Annotated in this window: 19 protein-coding genes; 15 read left to right on the top strand and 4 right to left on the bottom strand. The window is 34.0% G+C overall.

The features are described from left to right. The first annotated feature begins 4 nt into the window (after window positions 1-4). The 10 genes from ACMGE9_RS03540 (at window position 5) to ACMGE9_RS03495 (ending at window position 10,059) form a co-directional block, all read left to right on the top strand. Complete coding sequence (locus ACMGE9_RS03540; protein WP_414043882.1) at window positions 5-1,441, top strand: 6-phospho-beta-glucosidase; 1,437 nt, start codon at window positions 5-7, stop codon at window positions 1,439-1,441. 60 nt (window positions 1,442-1,501) lie between these two features. Further along, window positions 1,502-2,311 (top strand): Cof-type HAD-IIB family hydrolase, encoded by an 810-nt coding sequence (locus ACMGE9_RS03535; protein ID WP_414043881.1) that lies wholly within the window; start codon window positions 1,502-1,504, stop codon window positions 2,309-2,311. Between the two features lie 126 nt (window positions 2,312-2,437). Then, complete coding sequence (locus tag ACMGE9_RS03530) at window positions 2,438-3,196, top strand: DeoR/GlpR family DNA-binding transcription regulator (protein ID WP_414043880.1); 759 nt, start codon at window positions 2,438-2,440, stop codon at window positions 3,194-3,196. Between the two features lie 128 nt (window positions 3,197-3,324). Then, on the top strand, window positions 3,325-4,212 hold the full coding sequence (locus tag ACMGE9_RS03525) for a carbohydrate ABC transporter permease (protein WP_414043879.1): 888 nt from the start codon (window positions 3,325-3,327) through the stop codon (window positions 4,210-4,212). Continuing rightward, window positions 4,209-5,033 (top strand): carbohydrate ABC transporter permease, encoded by an 825-nt coding sequence (locus tag ACMGE9_RS03520; RefSeq protein ID WP_414043878.1) that lies wholly within the window; start codon window positions 4,209-4,211, stop codon window positions 5,031-5,033. The genes ACMGE9_RS03525 and ACMGE9_RS03520 overlap by 4 nt, the downstream gene beginning before the upstream one ends. A 40-nt stretch (window positions 5,034-5,073) precedes the next feature. Beyond that, the gene (locus ACMGE9_RS03515) at window positions 5,074-6,390 is read left to right on the top strand and encodes an ABC transporter substrate-binding protein (RefSeq protein ID WP_414043877.1); all 1,317 of its coding nucleotides are present in this window, start codon (window positions 5,074-5,076) and stop codon (window positions 6,388-6,390) included. An 11-nt stretch (window positions 6,391-6,401) separates the two neighbouring features. Further along, the gene (locus ACMGE9_RS03510) at window positions 6,402-7,733 is read left to right on the top strand and encodes a CehA/McbA family metallohydrolase (RefSeq protein WP_414043876.1); all 1,332 of its coding nucleotides are present in this window, start codon (window positions 6,402-6,404) and stop codon (window positions 7,731-7,733) included. Further along, window positions 7,720-8,442, top strand: coding sequence for an HAD family hydrolase (locus ACMGE9_RS03505; protein ID WP_414043875.1), 723 nt, complete (start codon window positions 7,720-7,722; stop codon window positions 8,440-8,442). Before ACMGE9_RS03510 ends, ACMGE9_RS03505 begins: the two co-directional genes overlap by 14 nt. Continuing rightward, a complete protein-coding gene (locus ACMGE9_RS03500; RefSeq protein ID WP_414043874.1) occupies window positions 8,435-9,475 on the top strand; it encodes an ABC transporter ATP-binding protein in 1,041 nt (346 codons plus the stop codon). The genes ACMGE9_RS03505 and ACMGE9_RS03500 overlap by 8 nt, the downstream gene beginning before the upstream one ends. Window positions 9,476-9,591: 116 nt before the next feature. Continuing rightward, window positions 9,592-10,059, top strand: coding sequence for a hypothetical protein (locus tag ACMGE9_RS03495; RefSeq protein ID WP_414043873.1), 468 nt, complete (start codon window positions 9,592-9,594; stop codon window positions 10,057-10,059). Window positions 10,060-10,358: 299 nt separating this feature from the next. On the opposite strand, the gene ACMGE9_RS03490 is transcribed toward ACMGE9_RS03495, so the two are convergent. Beyond that, window positions 10,359-10,784, bottom strand: coding sequence for a 6-pyruvoyl trahydropterin synthase family protein (locus tag ACMGE9_RS03490; protein WP_414043872.1), 426 nt, complete (start codon window positions 10,782-10,784; stop codon window positions 10,359-10,361). Between the two features lie 345 nt (window positions 10,785-11,129). Here ACMGE9_RS03490 and mqo point away from each other — a divergent pair, with 345 nt between their 5' ends. Both mqo and ACMGE9_RS03480 read left to right on the top strand, forming a co-directional pair. Then, complete coding sequence (gene mqo / locus ACMGE9_RS03485) at window positions 11,130-12,620, top strand: malate dehydrogenase (quinone) (protein WP_414043871.1); 1,491 nt, start codon at window positions 11,130-11,132, stop codon at window positions 12,618-12,620. A 77-nt stretch (window positions 12,621-12,697) separates the two neighbouring features. Beyond that, a complete protein-coding gene (locus ACMGE9_RS03480; protein ID WP_414043870.1) occupies window positions 12,698-13,636 on the top strand; it encodes a bile acid:sodium symporter family protein in 939 nt (312 codons plus the stop codon). Between the two features lie 15 nt (window positions 13,637-13,651). Here ACMGE9_RS03480 and ACMGE9_RS03475 read toward each other — a convergent pair whose 3' ends face one another. Further along, window positions 13,652-14,857 carry an MFS transporter gene (locus tag ACMGE9_RS03475; RefSeq protein WP_414043869.1) on the bottom strand — a complete coding sequence of 402 codons (1,206 nt, stop codon included), beginning with the start codon at window positions 14,855-14,857 and terminating at the stop codon, window positions 13,652-13,654. 114 nt (window positions 14,858-14,971) lie between these two features. Between ACMGE9_RS03475 and ACMGE9_RS03470 the strand changes: the two genes are divergently transcribed. Next, complete coding sequence (locus ACMGE9_RS03470) at window positions 14,972-15,856, top strand: LysR family transcriptional regulator (RefSeq protein ID WP_414043868.1); 885 nt, start codon at window positions 14,972-14,974, stop codon at window positions 15,854-15,856. Here ACMGE9_RS03470 and ACMGE9_RS03465 read toward each other — a convergent pair. Then, window positions 15,848-16,321: a GNAT family N-acetyltransferase gene (locus ACMGE9_RS03465; RefSeq protein ID WP_414043867.1), complete on the bottom strand. Its 474-nt coding sequence runs from the start codon at window positions 16,319-16,321 to the stop codon at window positions 15,848-15,850. The two genes, ACMGE9_RS03470 and ACMGE9_RS03465, sit on opposite strands and share 9 nt — an antisense overlap. A 240-nt stretch (window positions 16,322-16,561) precedes the next feature. Between ACMGE9_RS03465 and adhP the strand changes: the two genes are divergently transcribed. Both adhP and ACMGE9_RS03455 read left to right on the top strand, forming a co-directional pair. After that, entirely contained in the window at window positions 16,562-17,590 is a 1,029-nt protein-coding gene (gene adhP, locus ACMGE9_RS03460; RefSeq protein ID WP_414043866.1) for an alcohol dehydrogenase AdhP, read from the top strand. 170 nt (window positions 17,591-17,760) lie between these two features. After that, a complete protein-coding gene (locus tag ACMGE9_RS03455) occupies window positions 17,761-18,660 on the top strand; it encodes a nuclease-related domain-containing protein (RefSeq protein ID WP_414043865.1) in 900 nt (299 codons plus the stop codon). 597 nt (window positions 18,661-19,257) lie between these two features. Here ACMGE9_RS03455 and ACMGE9_RS03450 read toward each other — a convergent pair. Beyond that, on the bottom strand, window positions 19,258-20,733 hold the full coding sequence (locus ACMGE9_RS03450) for an aldehyde dehydrogenase family protein (RefSeq protein WP_414043864.1): 1,476 nt from the start codon (window positions 20,731-20,733) through the stop codon (window positions 19,258-19,260). Between the last annotated feature and the right edge of the window lie 302 nt (window positions 20,734-21,035).

Raw genomic sequence — 21,035 nt, 5'->3', positions numbered from 1 at the left:
CACAATGACTAAATTAAATGAAGATTTCTTATGGGGTGGCGCATTAGCAGCACATCAATTTGAAGGTGGATGGAACCAAGGTGGCAAAGGGCCATCAGTAGTAGATGTATTAACGGCTGGCGCACACGGTGTACCAAGAAGAATCACAGATAAAGTTGAGCCAAATGAATTCTATCCTAACCATGAAGCTATTGATTTCTATACAAACTATAAAGAAGATATTGCAATGTTTGCTGAAATGGGATTGAAAGTATTACGTACTTCTATCGGTTGGACACGTATTTTCCCTAAAGGTGATGAAGCTGAACCAAATGAAGCAGGTTTACAATTTTATGATGATGTATTTGATGAATTATTAAAGCACAACATCAAACCTGTTATCACATTGAGTCACTTTGAATTACCATTACATTTAGCTAAGGAATATGGTGGTTTCCGTAGCCGTAAAGTTGTAGATTGCTTTGTGCGATTTGCAGAAGTTGTATTTGATCGATATAAAGATAAAGTTGAATATTGGATGACTTTCAATGAAATTAATAACCAAATGGATGTAAATAATCCGCTATTCTTATGGACAAATGCAGGTATACAAGTTCAACCAGGTGAAGATGCTCGTGCAGTGATGTATCAATCGGCACATCATCAATTACTTGCAAGTGCTAAAGCGGTTATTATTGGTAAGAAGATTAATCCTAACTTTAAAATTGGAGCAATGGTATCGCATGTACCAGTTTATCCATATTCATGTGATCCAAAAGATATTATGGCAGCTGAAATAGCAAACCGTGAACGCTTCTTCTTCCCGGATGTACATGTGCGTGGTAAATATCCTACGTATGCATTGAAAGAATTAGAAAGATTAGGCGTAACATTACCGATTGAAGATGGAGATGAAGCAATCCTTAAAGCTGGAACGGTAGATTATTTAGCATTCAGTTATTACATGTCTACTACTGTTAAACATGATGCAGAATCAGATCCAACAAGTATTTTGAATGGTGGATTAAAGGGTGGAATCGACAATCCTTATTTAGAATCATCAGATTGGGGTTGGACAATTGATCCAATCGGATTAAGATATGTATTAAATACACTCTATAACAGATATCAATTACCATTATTCATCGTTGAGAATGGATTTGGTGCAATCGATACAGTTGAAGCAGATGGATCAATAAATGATGACACGCGTATTTCATATTTCCGTTCACATATTGAAGCGGTTAAAGATGCAGTGATTGAAGATGGTGTAGATTTATTAGGTTATACACCTTGGGGTATAATTGATGTCGTATCTTTTACAACGGGTGAAATGAAAAAACGTTATGGTATGATTCATGTTGACCGTGATAATGAAGGAAACGGGACAATGAAAAGAAGTAAGAAAAAATCATTCAACTGGTACAAAAACGTTATCGCAACAAATGGTGAAGAATTATAATATAAAACTAAAGGATTTTGACACATGTCAAAATCCTTTTCTTGAATTGGAGGACTACTGATGAATGAGATTAAGTTAATCGCATTAGATTGTGATGGTACTTTAATTGCAGATAATCGAACGATTACACTAGGAACGAAAGAGGCATTAATGAAAGCACAAGATGTGGGCATTAAAGTGGCATTAGTTTCTGGTCGTCCACGTACGGGGTTTAAATTTGAAATTGAGGAGCTAGACTTACAACATCATCATGGCTTAATTGGTGCATACAATGGTGGGATGGTGATTGATATTGAGACGGATGAAGTACTTTATAAACAGTCGATAGCTCAAAGTGATGCTAAAGAATTCTTGCGTAAAATTGCGCATCTAAATTTAATTCATATCGTTGATAACGGTACCGATTTATATGCAAATGATGCAGATAATCAATATGTGATTCATGAATATCGTGACCATGGATTAAATTTTAATTTAACACATGACTTACATGACACGTTAGATTTTGACCCAATGAAAATATTACTGACAGCAGACCCAAAGCGTATCGATGAAGTAAATGAAGAGATCCTATCCATTTGTGGATCACAGTTTGGAGCGATTCGTTCTACACCATTTTATTTAGAAATTACAGCGTTTGGTGTGAATAAATCGAGTGCACTTGATCATATTTGTAAAAGTGCAGGGATTGAAAAGGAAAACGTAATTGCATTTGGAGATCAGTTAAATGATATGGAAATGATAAGGGATGCGGGAATTGGTGTTGCGATGGGTAATGCACATCCTGATCTAAAACAGATTGCTGATATTGTAACAGATGATAATAACAGTGATGGTATTGCGAAAGTATTGGAAGGCATTTTTCAATAGTTAACATATGAACACACTTCATATTGGAAGTGTGTTTTTTATGTGTTTGTGGATATTATTTGAATAATCTCATATTTTGTGGGAATCTATTTAGTATATTATGGATTTTATTAAGGGGGATTATGTTTGAAAATTGATGAACGTTATGACTGGATACTACAAACCCTTAAAAATAAAAGGAAAATTAACTCTAAAGATACTGCAAAAGCATTAGATGTTTCATTTGAAACGGTGAGGCGTGACTTCGAGAAGTTAGAGTTTCTTGGTAAATTGAAGCGAGTACACGGCGGTGCTGAGTTTATAGAAGCGAAGTCTGATATTGAAAAAAACTTTATAGAGCGTGAAAATTTGTATGCTGAAGAAAAGCGTATCATCGCAAAGAAAGCGTGCAGTCTTGTGCGAGAGGGGATGTCAATAGCGCTTGATGTGAGCACAACGAACACTGCTATAGCGCGGCGTCTAGTACGCAAATTTAATAAATTGACGATTATTTCGAATAGTATTCCAATTATTGATATTGTTGCAAAGGCACCAAATTTTACTGTGATTATCCCTGGTGGTATTCTATACAATCAAGAACGTTGTATCATTGGAGATATTGCAATAGATCATATCGAGAAATATAATATTGATTTATTCTTCATGAGTTTAAGTGGCATTGATATCAATGAAGGTTTCACTGATTATGGGCATGAAGAATTGAAAGTGAAAGTTGCATTTATGTATCGTGCTAAAAAAAGTGTTGTTGTAGCAGATTATAGTAAGTTTGATCAAGTGTCACTGATTCCGTTTGATGGTTTCAGCAAAGTTAACACAATTATTACGGACAATACAATTGATGAGGAAACGAAATCACGCTATAAAAAGTTTTTTAATGTAATGTAAAGATAATAAATATAATTACTTAAAACACACATTGTAAATGTGTGTTTTTGTGTGTTTACACATAATTTACACTTCCTATACAGAAAATACATAATAGAGTTGTATATTTGCAGTGAAAGGAGAATAACATGCAAACAAAAAAACGTAAATCAAACAAGTTTCTAACACTACTTTTATTCACATTGCCATGCTTAGTTCCATTAACAGTATTTTGGATTTTCCCGATGCTTTATAGTATTTACATTAGTATTACAGATTGGGATTTCATGAGCGAGGATTATTCAATTGTCGGTATTGATAACTACACAGGGATTTTATCGGATAATCAATTTTACAAAGTTCTTTGGAACACATTTTATTTTGTGGTAGGTACAACAATTCCAACGATTATTCTAGGTTTGTTATTTGCACTATTAGTTGTTAAGAAACTACATTTAGGTGGGTTCTATAGAACGATGTTATTTTCTCCATGGGTCACACCAATGGTCGCTGTTTCGATTGTTTGGTCTTGGATTTTTGAACCGAAAATCGGTATCTTAAATCAATTACTTGGCATGATGCATATATATCAACCAGGTTGGTTACAATCTTCTACTTGGGCGATGGTTGCAGTGATTATCGTAACAGTTTGGAAAGGTATCGGCTGGGCAATGATTTTCTACCTAGATGCATTAAAGAAAGTACCTAAAGAATTATATCAAGCATCTAAGATTGATGGGACACCTGCATACCAACAGTTGTTAAGAATTACATTACCAATGATTTCACCAACAACATTCTTTTTAACGATAATTTTAGCGATTGATGCATTACAGGCATATGACCAGTTCCAAATATTAACACAAGGTGGTCCAGCAGGATCAACGCGTACAATTCTTTACATGTATTATCAAATGGCTTTTGAAGAGTATAACATGGGTAAAGCAACAGCGCTTGCATCAATACTAATTGTTATCACTGCCGTATTATCAGCAATTCAATTCTACGGTGCGAAGAAGTGGGTGCATTACCAATGAAAATCTTACCATTACTCTCAAAACATATTGTATTAGTATTTTGTAGTTTGCTCATGTTCTTTCCATTTATGTGGATGATCTTAAGTGCTCTTAAAACAAAAAATGAAATTTTTAAAGTGCCTTTCGTACTTTTCCCTGAATCACCACAATGGCAAAACTTTGCAAGTGCATTTAATTCAGCACCTTTTGCAACGTATATCTTTAATAGTACGTATACTTCAATTGCCATCGTGTTATTACAAACTGTAACTTCAGCACTTTTCGCTTATGCATTAACGCAAATGGAGTGGAAAGGTAAAAATTCAATGTTCTCGATTGTTATGGGAACATATATGTTACCAGCTGCTGCTACATACGTTCCGAGTTACATCGTACTTAGTAAGATGAACTTGATTGATTCTCATTTAGGTTTAATCATTTCATCTGCTGCAAGTGTATACGGGGTATTCTTATTCCGCCAAGCATTTATGCAAGTCTCTAAAGAGGTTATTCAAGCAGCAAGAATTGATGGTGCAAGCCATTGGAACATATTATGGCGTGTGATGTTCCCACTGACAAAGCCGACATTTATCACGTTTGTACTTATCAGTTTCGTACAAAACTACAACAGTTATTTATGGCCATCATTAATACTACAATCCAAAGAAAAAATGTTAATCACAAATGGATTAAGACAGTTTTTTATTGAAGGCGGGGCATATGGTGTGAAGTGGCCAGAAGTTATGGCAGCATCTACTTTTACAATATTACCTTTATTGATTTTATTCTTTGCAATTCAAAAATACTTTGTTAACGGTATCTCAGATAACGGAATTAAATAAACTTTTAAACTAAAAATTAAAATTAGGGGAGCAATTAAAAATGAAAAAGTCAATCTTAGCAGGTCTTTCAAGCGTGATGTTAGCAACGATGTTAACAGGTTGTGGTACAAGCGGTGAAAAAGGTAACGGTAAAGTAGCAGAACTTAAAGACGGAGAAAAAGTAGAAATCGAATTCTGGTATGGTCTAGGAGGTAAACTAGGCGATAACATGAAGAAAAAAATAGATTCATTCAATAAGTCTCAAGATAAAGTTGTAATTAAAGGTGTGCAACAAGCTGACTATGATGAAACATATAAGAAGTTACAAGCAGCAGTGGCAAGTGGTAAGACACCAGCATTAATCTTAACGACAACAGATACAGGTCAAGCTATGGCTAAGAAAAAGATATTAACAGATTTACAGCCATTCATTGATGTAAAAGATGACTACGAAACAAAGGATATTATTGAAACATTCTTAAAAGATGGTCAAGTTGAAGAGAAACAATTTACTTTACCTGCATACGGAACAACACAATTAATGTATTACCGTAAAGATGCTTTGAAAGAAGCGGGATTAACGGAAGATATCTTTAAAGATTGGAAAGAATTCGAAAAAGCATTACCGAAATTAGCTAAGAAAAAAGGCGGAAAAGTTGAACGCTATGCTTGGGATCCAATGTGGGGTCCAGATAACTTAATGGATATGGCGTATTCTAATGGTGGAAAAGTTATCGATGAATCTGGTAAGAAAGTGACGATTAACTCTAAAGAGTGGATTGAAGCATGGTCAATTATTGATAAAGGTTTAAATAAAGATAAATTAATGAAAGTAAATTCAGGTGGACAAGGTTGGGAATATTGGTATAAAACAATTGATGATGTGATTCAAGGTAAGACTGCTGGATACATCGGCTCTTCGGGTGACCAAGGAGACTTAGACTTTAAGATTTTAGCGGCAGCTAAACAACCGGGGTTTGATGGGAAAGAAGGAACACCAGCAGCTTCAAGTCAACAATTAGCAATCCCAGCGAAAACAGAAGATAAGAAAAAAGCGGCAGCATTCGAATTTATTAAATACTTCGAAAAAGCTGAAAATACAGCAGATTGGTCAATGAACACAGGTTATATCGCGGTTAGAACAACAGCGAAAGATGACCCTAAATTTAAAGAATTTGCTAAGAAAAACCCTCAAATCTTGAAACCAATCGAACAAGCAGAAAATGCAGTATCGACATTCATAGATCCAACGGGCGGTAAAATTTACGATGCAATTAAAAAAGCTGCAGACAAGATGGAGATTGAAGGAAAAGGTGCTGAAGAAGTATTAAACGAAGCACAAAAAGAAGCACAAGCTGCATTAGATAACGCGAAATAGAGGAGAATTCGATGCAAATCTATACTGAAAAAATTTCAATACGTGGGATTAAAAGACCACGTATTGCTTTTGAAATTAATAGTGCAAGTTGGTATTATTTTAGAATTTATCAAAATGAACAATTAGTATTTCAGAACATCAGTTATGATAAAGCATTTGTTGTGGAGTTAAATAACAAACGTTTTGGCACAAAACCTATTACTGAAGATGATTTAGTTGTAAAAGTTATTGAATTGCATAAATTTAGTTTGATTTCGCTTACTTATGAAATTACAGAGCTTACTGAGAATGAAGTGAATACTATAGATTATCCAAATATTAATGAATTAGGCAATGAAGTTATTACAACAGAAAAACGTTATTATAAAGGTGATTTACATGCGCATACGTTTCTTTCTGATGGGAGTTTATCACCTGAAGATTTGATTCAACATGCTGAAGCAGTAGGTCTTGATTTCTTCTTTATTACTGATCATAATATTTTTCAAACTTACTGGCCAAAGTCGGATGTTCTCGTATTACCAGGTGTCGAATTTACTGGTAACACGGGACATTGGAATGGATTAAACGTTAAACATGAATATGATATGTTCGATAAACCTTTTGATATTGAAACGTTAGTTGGGACACATCATTTAATGGATGATCTTCGCAACAAAGGTACATTAGTGAGTGTCAACCATCCTTTCTTAACGATTTGGTCTTGGTTACATGAAGGATTAATATTAGACAAAATTGATTGTATGGAATTATGGAATGACCCAAGTTATAAAGATAATCCTAAAGCAACTGAAGAAGCATTGAACTTCTGGCATCACACATTAAAGTGTGGACACAAAATATCAGCTGTGGGTGGTAGTGACTTCCATCATTTAATTGATGAGAAAGATAATAATAGAACAAATGCATTGAATGATCCTACAACGCATGTTTATTTAGAACAATTAGATAAAGAGACGTTACTTGCAGGTTTGAAAGCAGGACATGTATTTGTAACAAGATTTATTGAAGTTAATGCTATGAATGTATTAATTAATGAACAACAGGCTATATTCGGTTCGCAATTCGAGGGTGAGATACCATCGCAAATTGTATTTTCAGTAGACGGAGAAACAGTGGATGGTGAGTTACACGTTTACACTTCAACGTATCATCAATCATTTAAAATTATTGATAATAAAGTAAACGTACCAATACATCTTGAAGAGAACGATTTTGTTCGATTTGAAATTAGAACAGAATCAGAACTCATCAGTTTTACGAACCCAATCTATTTTGGAACATTACCAAGAACTGCAACAACTTTCAAGGACGTAAGGGATACGTATCATGTCGAAGTATAAATTAGTACTCTTTGATAAAGATGGAACGTTACTTAAGTTTGATGCTGTGTGGCTTGAAATTGGATACGAAATTACAGAAAAGTTTATTCATACATTTGCTGCAGACATTAAACAAGAAGAATTGTTAGCTTTACTTGGTGTTAAAGATAACAAAATTCATGCCGAAGGTATCCTTTCTAGTGGTACGACAAATGATATTATTCGTGTGTTCAAACAATATACGAATCAGGATATTGCAGAATGGACAAGAATTAATATGGATACTTTAGGTCAAGCTTATGAAGATAAATTTCAAATTATTGAGGGCACACAGGCAACATTAAATGCTATAAAAATGGCAGGATACAAACTTGCTATTGTCACTGCTGATGACAGATTAAGTACGGTTAGTTTCTTAGAAAAGTTCAATATATTGAAATTATTCGATGACATTATTACAAGTGATATTGCAGAGTATCAAAAGCCAAATGAAAAAATATTAAATAATATTATTGAAAAATATAACTTATCTACAAAAGAACTCATTATGGTTGGAGACACACCAATCGATATGCAACTTGCCAAGAACGCAGATTTAGGTCTAAGTATTGGTGTATTAAGTGGAACAAGTAAAGTATCAGATTTATATAATGCAGACATCATTTTAGAGGATATATCTAAAATTATTCAAAATGGTCGTCTTATATGGGAGGACGATATAAATGCTTAAAGTAGAAAATATTAATAAGCGTTATAACAATGATAAATGGGTATTACGCGATATTAATTTTGAAGTAAAACAAGGAGAATTTTTTGTTCTTGTTGGACCTTCTGGTTGCGGGAAAAGTACATTATTAAAAATGATTGCTGGATTAGAAGAGATTACAGAAGGTAAATTATTTATTGATGGTGAACTTGCGAATCATTTAGAACCCAAAGATCGTCAATTATCAATGGTATTTCAAAACTATGCCTTATATCCACATATGACGGTAGAAAAAAATATACTTTTCACATTAGAAATGCGCAAAGTACCAAAAGCTGAACGCGAAGGTCGATTATTAGAAGCGGCAAGAATCGTTGGATTAGAAGAGTACTTAAAGAAGAAACCAGCAGACTTATCTGGTGGACAACGTCAAAGGGTCGCACTTGCACGTGCGATTGTGAGTGAATCAAAGTTATGTTTAATGGATGAACCATTATCAAACTTAGATGCGAAGTTACGTGGACAAATGCGTGTCGAAATTAGACAGTTACAGCAACGTTTGGGAATGACGATGATATATGTAACACATGACCAAGTAGAAGCGATGACGATGAGTGACCGTATTATGGTATTAAACGATGGGAATGTACAACAAATCGGTACGCCACTTGAGATATATAATCACCCTAAAAATAAATTCGTTGCAAACTTCATGGGAAGCCCAGCGATGAATATTGTGCCAGGTGATATTCATGAAGGCAGAATAATCTTTGAAAACTTTAGTTATCCATTTAACCATAGTACGAAAGCGACGAAAGTAGATGTCGGGTTTAGACCTGAACATATAACATTAGATCCAAGTGGAAATGAAATTGTTGTCGAAGCAAGTGAGATGTTAGGAGATACAACAATTGTGAATTTCTTAGCCAATGGTGAGAAATGTGTAGCGAAATTTAATCAACAATTGCCACTCGAAGTTGGTCAAAAAATTAATGTTAGAATAGACGAAGCTAAAATTACAATTTTTGATCATGAGAATGGCAATGTCATTTTGTAAGTTTTCTATGGGGCGTGCGTATGCACGCCTTTTTTCTGTCTTTTCTGACAATGACATTTACCTTTATTTATTGATGTTGTATAATATTGTTAATATAAATAACTGAGGTGAAGTAGATGTTGGAGACATATAAAAGATTTTGGTTACTCACTTTTGATAATGAAGAAAAAGACAATAGACTGCAGTTTTGGATGCCATTTTTTATTAATTTAGCTCTTTTGTTCTTACTGATTTACTCTTTAAGATGGATAGAGAGAGTAAATTTTAATATTATATTTCTACCAATACTCATTTTATTATTGTTTATTATTGGTTATCCTATTATGTCATCGGCAATGCGCCGAATTAATGATGTTGGTAAAGACAATCTTTATTATAAAAATGCTGCACGACTGTATAGATTAGTAGTCGGAATTATTTGTTTGATATTTTTCGCTAAATATTTAATGAAATTTGAACTTTTATCAATGGATACGGGGTTAATAGCTACAATTTTCTTTTCAGTTGTAATTATTATATTTTTTATTTACGCACTACTTCCTTCAAATTATTTTCATAAGAAAGATATAGCTAACCTTAAATAAAGGTACAGTAATATTTATTCCGATTTCCTCTGCAATAACTAGAAGGATCAATGATGTAGGTAAAGCTTCTAAGATATATAAGTATTTTTATATATTTTATATATTATTAGGTATAAGTGTTTTACTTTATGGATTTTACTATCTAAAAGTAGGGAATTCAGGTAATAACTTTTTATATACTTGGTTAATTTGTGTATCGCTGCCTTTATCGAATTTTATTTTCTCACTTTGTTACTGTACTTTTCCTACAGATAAATACAAGAATTCTGATCAAATAAAAAAAGCCTAATCAGGCTTTTTTATTTGATCATTTCCTCAGTTAGCGTCACACTGTGCTGTTTCGTTTCATATAACGTTAGGCTATGAATTGAAGCAGGTGTTTCAATGATTGCGTCAAACTGTTGCCAAATGTAATAAGCAATATTTTCAACTGTTGTATTCATTTCGGGTAATGAGTTATTTAATATTGGTGCATTGAGAATTGGCGCAATGTGGTGTCGATAGTCAGCTTCTATTTTATAGAAGTCAATCGCAAGTCCATTTGTATCGACTGGACTTTGAAGTGTGATTTCAAATTTGTAAGTATGGTCATTCAGGTTTTGATGTTTGCCGTTAGGAAAAAAGATACGATTGTTTGTTTTGAATTCGAATTTTAAATTGAGTAATATCATTTTTTGATAATAAGCTGATTGTTTGGGCTGTTTAATATCACTTAATAAACTCATTTTAAGCACCTCTTTAAGTATTGTATTTTCGGGGTAATATTTCATTTTATTTGTATATTAAACTAATTTTATATATGGTACAAACGAAATAAATTATATTCATAAATATGAAAAGGATTAATAAGTCAGGAAGGATGAATTTACAGTACTAAATCCACGTGGTAAGCCTAGAATAATCAGCACAATGCACCCATAGAATCTCTTCGTATTGAGAATATTTTTATATTTATATAAAAAAACTTGAATACGGTTACATTATTTTTAGATTTTCATTATACTAGTATTACAAAAGATAAAAAAAGGTCTATAATGGAAATATATTATGGATTTGTTGGGGGAAATAAAATGAAAAAAGTATTTAAGCAGACAGACGTTATTTTAATCGGTGGCGGGATTATGAGTGCGACTTTAGGGGTGTTACTTAAAGAACTTGATCCTTCTATTAATATTAAAGTCTTTGAAAAGTTGTCAGAACCAGGTCTTGAGAGTTCGAATGTTTGGAATAATGCAGGTACTGGGCACTCTGCATTATGTGAATTAAATTATACAAATGAAGATACAGATAAAAAGATGGACATATCTAAAGCGATTAATGTTAATGAGCAATTTCAATTATCTAAACAATTATGGAGTTACTTGGTGAACACTGGAAAGTTAAAGAATCCTCAAGATTTTATTATGCCAGTACCACATTTAAGCTTCGTTGAAGGTGAAGATAATATTCGTTTCTTAAAAAATCGTTTAGAGGCTTTTAAAGATAATCCATTGTTCCAAGGGATGGAATTGACTGAAGATCACGATAAGATGCGTGAATGGGTACCTTTAATGATGGAAGGTCGTAATCCAAATGAAAAAATTGCAATTACCCGTATGGAAGCTGGAACAGATGTTAACTTTGGTGAACTAACGCGTGAATTATTTGATGTGATGAAATCTTTTGATAGTGCTGTGACTCACTTTGAACATACTGTGAAAGATATTAAACGTGCAGAAGACGGTAGCTGGAATGTTAAAGTTTATGACCAAAATAACAAGAAGAATGAAATTCATAATGCGAAGTTTGTTTTTATCGGAGCAGGTGGATATTCATTACCTTTATTACAAAAAACAAATATCCCTGAATCTAAAGGTGTAGGAGGCTTCCCAGTTAGTGGTTTATTCTTAGTGTGTAAGAATAAAGAAATCGTTGAAAAACATTTAGCAAAAGTATACGGAAAAGCTAAAGTGGGTGCTCCTCCAATGTCAGTACCACATTTAGATACACGATATATTAACGGTGAACGTGGTCTGTTATTTGGACCATTTGCTGGGTTCAGTCCGAAGTTCTTAAAGACAGGTAAATATACAGACTTACTTGCGACAGTTAAGCCGGGTAACGTAACAAACATGTTAGCTGCTGGCGGTAAAGAAATGAAATTAACACAATACTTAATCTCACAAGTGATGTTGTCACACGAACAACGTATGGAAGAATTACGTGAGTTCGTTCCAAATGCTGATTCTAAAGATTGGGAAATCGTAGTTGCAGGACAGCGTGTTCAAGTGATTAAAGAAAGTGAGACAGGTGGTAAAGGTACATTACAATTTGGTACTGAAGTCATTACAGCTGAAGACGGTAGTGTTGCAGCGTTACTTGGAGCCTCTCCTGGTGCATCAACTGCAGTACACGTCATGCTACAAGTATTAAATAAGTGTTTCGCAGATAGAATGCCAGAATGGGAATCCCAAATTAAGAAGATGATTCCATCTTATGGTGTGAAACTAGCTGAAAACAAAGCTTTATTTGAAGAAATCAATGTGAATACATCTAAAGCGTTAGGTTTAAAAGAGAAATAATAGCAGAGAAGTGGATATTGTCCACTTCTTTTTTAATGCTATAATTTACTTAAAAGGGATTAAAGAAGGTTTTTATTTTGTTAGATATTGTGAATAAGTTTTTACAGAAGTATATTGCTTTGCTTACGATTTGTAGTCTGTTACTAGGTGTCATATTCGATGATTTCGGCAAGTATTTTTTATTTGTCGTACCATTTTTATTTGCATTCATGACGTTTTCCGGCAGCATCAATATGAAGTTTAGTGACTTGAATATATTTTATAAGGCACCCAAGGATATTTTGTTATGCATGGTAGTTCTTCATTTAATTATGCCGCTTCTAAGTTACTTAATTGCAAATGCTATTTTTGATGATCAATTATTGATTATTGGATTTGTCATGTTAATGTGTGTACCGACCGGTGTGACGAGTATTATTTGGATTAATGTCGGCCGAGGAGATATGCCTTTAGGGCTTGCTGTCGTATTGCTTGATACCTTTTTAGCACCGATTGTTATTCCAGCGACGATGCACCTTGTATCTGGTAAGGCAGTAAAGATTCAGACAGCTGATTTAATTATTGATTTAATACTGATGATTGTTGTTCCGACTATAATAGCGATATTGCTCAATGAGCTAAGTCGTGGCACCGTTCCGAAAATAATCGGAACAAAGCTCAACCCATTTAGTAAACTTGCATTGTTTAGCATAATATTCGTCAATGGTGGTGCGATTGCACCGTATATGAAAGCTTTTACTTGGGAGTTACTGCTGATTATCGTTGTTGTCTTTATTGTTGTCGTGTGTGGGTATCTCGTAAGTATTGTATTAAGTCGCTTTATGCAACATAGCTACCCGCGTCATGTGAGTATTACATTTTTATGTGGGATGCGTAACATTTCTACGGGGGTAATTGTAGCAACAACGTACTTTCCGGCTAAAGTAGCGATGCCGGTCGCGTTTGGCATGCTATTTCAACAATTGCTAGCAAGTATAGTAAGTACACAACTTGAGAAGAGAAGAAAAGAGGTCTGAAGCAGACCTCTTTTTTTAGTGTGTTTGTATGTGCTTTGTGATTGGTTTTGACATTGATACGATAATGAGAAATGCTGTTATCATAAAGAGTGTTACCATCATTGCAACACCATACCATCCGGCAATGTCGTAGAATAGCCCACCAACTGTTCCACCAACACTAGAGCCAATATAATAAAATAGTAAATAAAGTGATGTTGCTTGTGCTTTGTGATGATCTGCGATACTACCAACTAGGCTACTTGCTAGTGCATGTCCTGAGAAGAATCCGAATACTGCAAATGCAAGTCCAATAATTTTAAAGATTGCAAACGGTAAGAGTGTGATAGCAATGCCGAGAAGATACAAGATAATCGCAAATTTCATCGTATGGTATCGTCCGAATGTATCAGTGAGTTTACCGGACATTATGGAAGCGACCATCCCGAGTAAGAACAGTAAATAAATGAGACTTACAATTGTTGTTGAAATATTGTAGGGTGGTGCAATGAGTTCAAAGCTAATGTAATTAAACATGGCAATGTTACTACCGAGAAATAGAAAGCCTAGTATAAACGGTTTAATTAAATCTTTGTTTGTTAAATGGTGACGATATGATGCGATTAAAGGTTTGAATTGTAATGGGCTCTTTGTGAAATGCTTAGAATTTGGGATAAATAACGAGAATAAAATTGCAGCAATACTGCTTAAGATAGCAATAGATAAAAGTCCAGCTTGATAACCATATAATCCAGCAATAGAACCTGTAAAAATTCGACCGAATGCACCGCCTAATGCATTGCCACTAATGTATAGTCCAATCGCACTTGTAATACTTCTTGGATGTACTTCTTCACTGATATAAGCCATCGCTATTGCTGGCAGTCCAGCAAGAACAAATCCTTGCATAAATCGAACAGCTAGAAATAAAGTAAAATTTGACGCGAAAGGTTGCAATAATGACAGAATTGAAACTGCGATTACAGAAAATATCATGATAGATTTACGACCAATGACTTCTGATAAGGCTCCAAAGAATATAAGTGATATCGCCATTACGAGTGTTGAAATTGATAGTGTTAAACTCGCAATTGTTGGTGTGACATGATAATGCTGTACGAAAAATGGCATGAGTGGTTGAACGGAATAGAGTACAGAGAATATCGTGAATCCTGCTAAGAAAAATGCGATATTTACTTTAGTGTATGCAGTTGTTCCTTTTTCGATAAAGGGTTTAGACAATGGTATTCCCAGCTTTCTGTAGTTTAATTACTGCTATGGTATCATGGAATTATTAATACGAATAATGCATTATTTTTATTAAAATGATACGTTTTGTGAATAGGAGGAAGATGAATGGAATTACATCATTTTGAATATTTTATTAAACTCAGTGAAACAGAACATATGTCTGAAGCGGCAGAAGCATTGAACGTCAGTCAGCCCGCACTTAGTCGAGCGCTTGCTAAAATCGAAAGTGAGGTAGGAGTTGCATTATTTGATCGTCGAGGTAGAAACTTATTTATAAATCAATATGGGAAAGAATTCTTAAAGGCAGCAGAGAAAGTAATGTATGATTATCGCAGCGTTAAAATGAAGATTAATGAGATGGCTGGTGTTGAGTCCGGTACCATCACACTTGGATTTCTTCATACTGTGGGTTCAACATATTTACCAGGATTTATGCATGATTTTCAATTGAAATATCCAAATGTGCAAGTAAAACTTGTGCAAAATAATTCTAAAGTATTGAATGACCTCATGTTGAAAGGATTAATAGATGTTGCAGTAACGATTATGATTGATACTATTGAACCGTTAACATTCGAACCATTGATAGAGGAAATATTGTATGTGACTGTGCCTAAGACACATCGTTTTGCAACGCGCGATAAGGTGAGTGTTGTTGAATTATGTGACGAAGCATTTATTTTGTTGAAATCAGGATTTGTATTGAGAAAATTAGTCGATCAATTGTTGTTAGAAGAGAATATAATCCCTGAAGTGGCATTCGAAGGAGAAGAAATCCCTACAATCGCAAGCTTTGTTGCCGCTGATTTAGGGATAACAATCATACCGAAGTTGTTTAATTTTGATATGAGTGATATTGTTCAAATTCGAATTGATAGAAAAGTACAACCAGTTCGAACGCTTGGTATGAGTTGGAATGTTGATGTCGTTGATACAAAGATTAAGCAATCGATGAAACAAGCTTTAGTGGAATACTTTGCATCAACATAAAATTTTTTGCATCTTCAAGAATTCATGAAGAACTCCATGTGCAGCCATCAATTCATAGTCCAATTCAGTGAAGCCGCAACGTTCGTATACTTTTATGGCACGCTCATTGAAAGTAGCCACGGCAAGTTCGATGGTTGTAGTTTCTGGATAAGTTGATTGAATAAATTGGACGGCTTGATTGACGAACGCCACACCATAACCTTTACCTGTATAGTCTGGCCTTAATCCTAGTCCAATTGTACAGGTATTTTCATTGGAATGCAGTTCTATAAGCCCAATCAGATCCTGATTAAATACACTATAGAAATGGTTCGTACGGATAACATCATCTAATATTTCTGCTGGATGTGCTATGGTGTTGACAATATTATAGAAATCATAAGGTGGATTGTATCGCCATGTAAGTATTTTCTTTGCATCATCAGCGGTCATTGGTTTTATCGTATACATATTATCGCTCCTCATATATAAAATAACATAATGAAAGCGGTTTAGGTTATTACTTGAATGAAAAAGTGTAAAATTATATAATAGATATAATATTTGATGAATATAATTAATAGGAATTATTCCTATTATTCTTTTTTATATAAAGGCTTATATTAATGTTAATAAGGTTTCACACTTTGTTCAATAAATCACAATCAATTATATTTGAATAGTGATATGATGAACTTAGTTAATTATATATTAGGAGTGATTTGAATGAAAGCAGCAGTAGTAAGCGAAGAAAACAAAGGATTTGTAGATGTTGTAGAAAAAGAATTACGTCCGATTGAAGCTGGAGAAGCATTAGTAGATGTAGAATATTGTGGTGTTTGTCACACAGATTTACACGTAGCAGCTGGTGATTTTGGCGACGTAACTGGAACAATTTTAGGTCATGAAGGCATTGGAATTGTAAAAGAAGTTGCTCCAGACGTAACAAGTATTAAAGTAGGAGATCGTGTTTCAATTGCGTGGTTCTTTGAAGGATGCGGACACTGTGAATATTGTGTTAACGGTAAAGAAACTTTCTGCCGCGATGTAAAAAATGCTGGTTATTCAGTTGACGGTGCGATGGCTGAACAATGTATTGTTAAAGCTGATTATGCAGTAAAAGTGCCCGAAGGATTAGATCCGGCACAAGCATCTAGTATTACGTGTGCAGGTGTTACATGTTATAAAGCAATTAAAGTCGCTAACGTAAAACCTGGTCAATATATCGCAGTTTATGGATGTGGTGGATTAGGGAACTTAGCTATTCAATATGCCAAACATGTATTCAATGCTAAAGTTATTGCTATTGATATTAATGATGATAAATTAGCTTTAGCGAAAGAAGTTGGCGCAGATCTTACATTTAATCCGACCAATGGCGATGCTGGTGAATGGATTCAAAAAGAAGTTGGCGGAGCACATGCTGCAGTTGTTACAGCAGTTTCTAAAGTTGCATTCAACCAAGCAGTAAATAGTGTACGTGCAGCTGGAAAAGTAGTTTGTGTAGGGTTACCACCAGAAACGATGGATTTAGCAATTGTAAAAACGGTATTAGATGGTATTGAAATCGTTGGATCATTAGTAGGTACTCGTGAAGATTTACGTGAAGCATTTGAATTCGGTGCAGAAGGGAAAGTCGTACCTATCGTTGAAACACGTTGTTTACATGAAGTAAATGATGTATTTAAAGAAATGCATGATGGTAAAATTCAAGGTCGTATGGTTATCGACATGCAAAAACAATGTCAACACTAATAATTTTGTGTTAATGCAAATTTTGAGAAACTGCAACGGAGTCGTTGCAGTTTTCTTTTGTTTTTGGAATAAAAATTGAAATTCTGTAACAAAATTAGTGACAAATTTAAATTGCTGCAATTTGCATACAATTTCCCTCCTTCCTATTATAAATGGAAAGGAGGGTTTTTATGATACTGAAAACATTTGAGCCTACAGAATATCAAGCTTACTTATTAGATGTAGAAAATAGAATCGTTCTGGATGATCTTGACACAATGAATTTAAAGAGATTTCATCAAGGTTATGATGGTGAATTCTTGTTTTATGACATGATAAAGGATTTAGAAGGATGTATCGTCTTGTGGGATATTAGTTTAGAAACACCAGGGCGAGCTCAGTTTGATTTCATTGTAATAACAGAGGATTGTATCTTTCACTTTGATGTGAAAAATTTTAGTGGAAAGTATACCTATAAGGACGGAAATTTTATTAGTAGCAAACAATATGTGAGTAGTGACGTAATTCCCCGTTTAAAACGGGGACATCAAGTGATGCGTCAATTCTTAGCCCAATCTGGTATTGATTTTTCCTACTATAGTAAAGTGGTATTTATAAATGAGACGTTTCAATTGAAAGGTTTTGAGGCAAGTGAGTTGGTTTTATTTGCTAAAGATGTTGATAAAGTACGAGATTATTTGTCTAGTAAGAAATTAATTACGCAAGAGATGATTGATTTAGGGAACGAGCTTTTATATCACCATAATCCTAACAATTACTTTGAGCGCATTCACTACTATTCTGTAGAAGAAATGCGAAAAGGAGTAAGATGTATAAAGTGTAGACGAATTGGAATGAGACATTATAAGGGTGAGAAATATATGAAATGTCAATGTGGCTTTAAAGAATCAAATGTGGATGTTATATTACGTACTTATGAAATGTTGAAAAGATTGGGTGTCACTAAAGTGACTGTAGCTTTATTAGTCGAGTGGACCAGTCTAAATCTAAGATGCGTACAAAAAATAGTCCAGAAAAATTTTAAACAATGTGGCAGGAGTAAAGCAACATATTATGAAAAGAATAATTAATAAAGCACTTTTGTTCATACATGAGCGGTATACATGAACAAACGGATAAGATATATAGGAATTTTTGTATAAAGCGAAGAATGATGTTGATTATGTTCATACATGCGCGTTATGCATGAACAAACGTATAAGAAATACAGGGATTTTTGAATAAAGCGAAGATTGATGTTGATTATGTTCATACATGCGCGTTATGCATGAACAAACGTATAAGAAATACAGGGATTTCTGAATAAATCGAAGAATGATGTTGATTTTGTTCATACATGAGCGTTATGCATGAACAAACGTATAAGAAATACAGGGATTTTTGAATAAAGCGAAGAATGATGTTGATTTTGTTCATACATGAGCGTTATGCATGAACAAACGTATAAGAAATACAGGGATTTCTGAATAAATCGAAGAATGATGTTGATTTTGTTCATACATGAGCGTTATGCATGAACAAACGTATAAGAAATACAGGGATTTCTGAATAAATCGATAATAGATGTTGATTTTGTTCACACTTAGCTATCATGTACGAACAAAATATCAAATAAAAAAGCATCTCCTATAATTGGAGATGCTTCCTTAAATATAATCAAAGAAATCTTAGTAGAAACCAAGAGGTGTGTTACTTGTATCAATAAATAAATTCTTAGTTTGTTGGTAGTGACGAAGTGTTTCTTTAGTTGTTTCACGACCAATACCTGATTTTTTATAACCACCGAACGGGCTACCGGCTGGGAATTGGTTGTAAGTATTAATCCATACACGACCAGTATCCATTTTGTTTGCAACATTGAATGCACGGTTAATATTAGTAGTGAAGATACCACCGCCTAATCCGTACTCTGAATCGTTCGCAAAATCGATTACTTCTTGATCGTCACTGAATTTGATTAACGCTAATACAGGTCCGAAAATTTCTTCTTGTGCGATACGAGATTTATTTGAATCTAATTCAATAATTGTCGGTTGGAAGAAATGACCTTTATCTAAACCATTGTCAGTAATACGTTCTCCACCAACTAAGATTTTTTGGCCTTCGTCTTTTGCAACTTGAATATAGTTTGAAATCTTTTCGATTTGATCAGGACCAGTTTGAGATCCCATAATTGTAGTTTTATCTAATGGATCTCCAACTTTAATGTTTTTGAATGCTTCAACTAATTTAGGAACAAACTCATCGTAGATTCCTTCATGTACGAATAAACGAGAACCTGCAGAACATACTTCACCTTGGTTGAATAAAATACCTAACTGAGCACCTTCTAAAGCAACTTCTTGATTTGCATCATCAAAGATAATATTGGCTGATTTACCACCTAATTCTAAAGTTGCAGGAACTAAACGATCAGCAGCAGCTTTGGCTACAGAATAACCAACTTCAGTTGAACCAGTAAATGAAACTTTAGAAACACCTTCATGATTGAAGATTGCGTCTCCAGATTCAGAACCTTTACCTGTTAATACGTTTAATACCCCTTTAGGTAATACTTCTTGTAATAATTCAGCTAATTTAATTAATGATAATGGAGTAGATGATGATGGTTGGATAACAACAGTATTACCAGCTGCTAATGCAGGTGCTAACTTCCATGCTGCTAATAATAATGGGAAGTTCCATGCGACTACAGCACCTACTACTCCGATTGGTTCATGTTTAATAATAGAAAGCACATGTTCATTCATTTCATTTACAGTTCCTTCATCAGAACGAATGATACTTGCAAAGTAACGGAAGTGATCAGCAGCAATAGGTACATCTAATGCTGAAGTTTCACGGATTGGTTTACCATTATTCATAGATTCAATTTGTGCGATTTCATCATTATGTTCTTCGATTACATCTGCAATTTTATTTAAATACTTAGCACGTTCAGTTGCTGATACATAACGCCAAGTCTTAAAGGCCTCTGTTGCTGCTTTAACTGCTGTGTCTACGTCACCAGTTGTTGCTTTTGCAATTTTTGCTAATACTTCACCTGTAGCAGGATTCTTAACTTCTAATGTTTCTTTGTTTTCTGCGTCAACAAATTCACCGTTAATAAATAAACCATATTGTTCTTTTAATAAGTTACTCATGTTTGTTTTCCTCCTAATTTAAGTACATTTATTTAAATGTTAGTGCTTACATTATTATAATCGATAGTTACTTCTTATTGCAAAGTATCAGTCTGAATATTGAAATTATTTTAAACGAATAGGTTGATTAATATTACATTTTGTAATATTAAATTGTATTATTTCAGTTTCAATTAACAAAAATAAGGCTGTAACCCTTGATATATATAGTGATTTACAATATTACAGTATGACAATCACTTTTGTAATATTGTGTCACGAAACGTGTTAGTTATGTAACAAGTCTATTACAATGCACTTTT

It is taken from the genome of Macrococcus animalis (genome assembly GCF_047425875.1).
Taxonomy (GTDB): domain Bacteria; phylum Bacillota; class Bacilli; order Staphylococcales; family Staphylococcaceae; genus Macrococcoides; species Macrococcoides animalis.
Note: the sequence above shows the minus strand (reverse complement) of the source record. Positions and strands in the feature narration are given on the sequence as shown.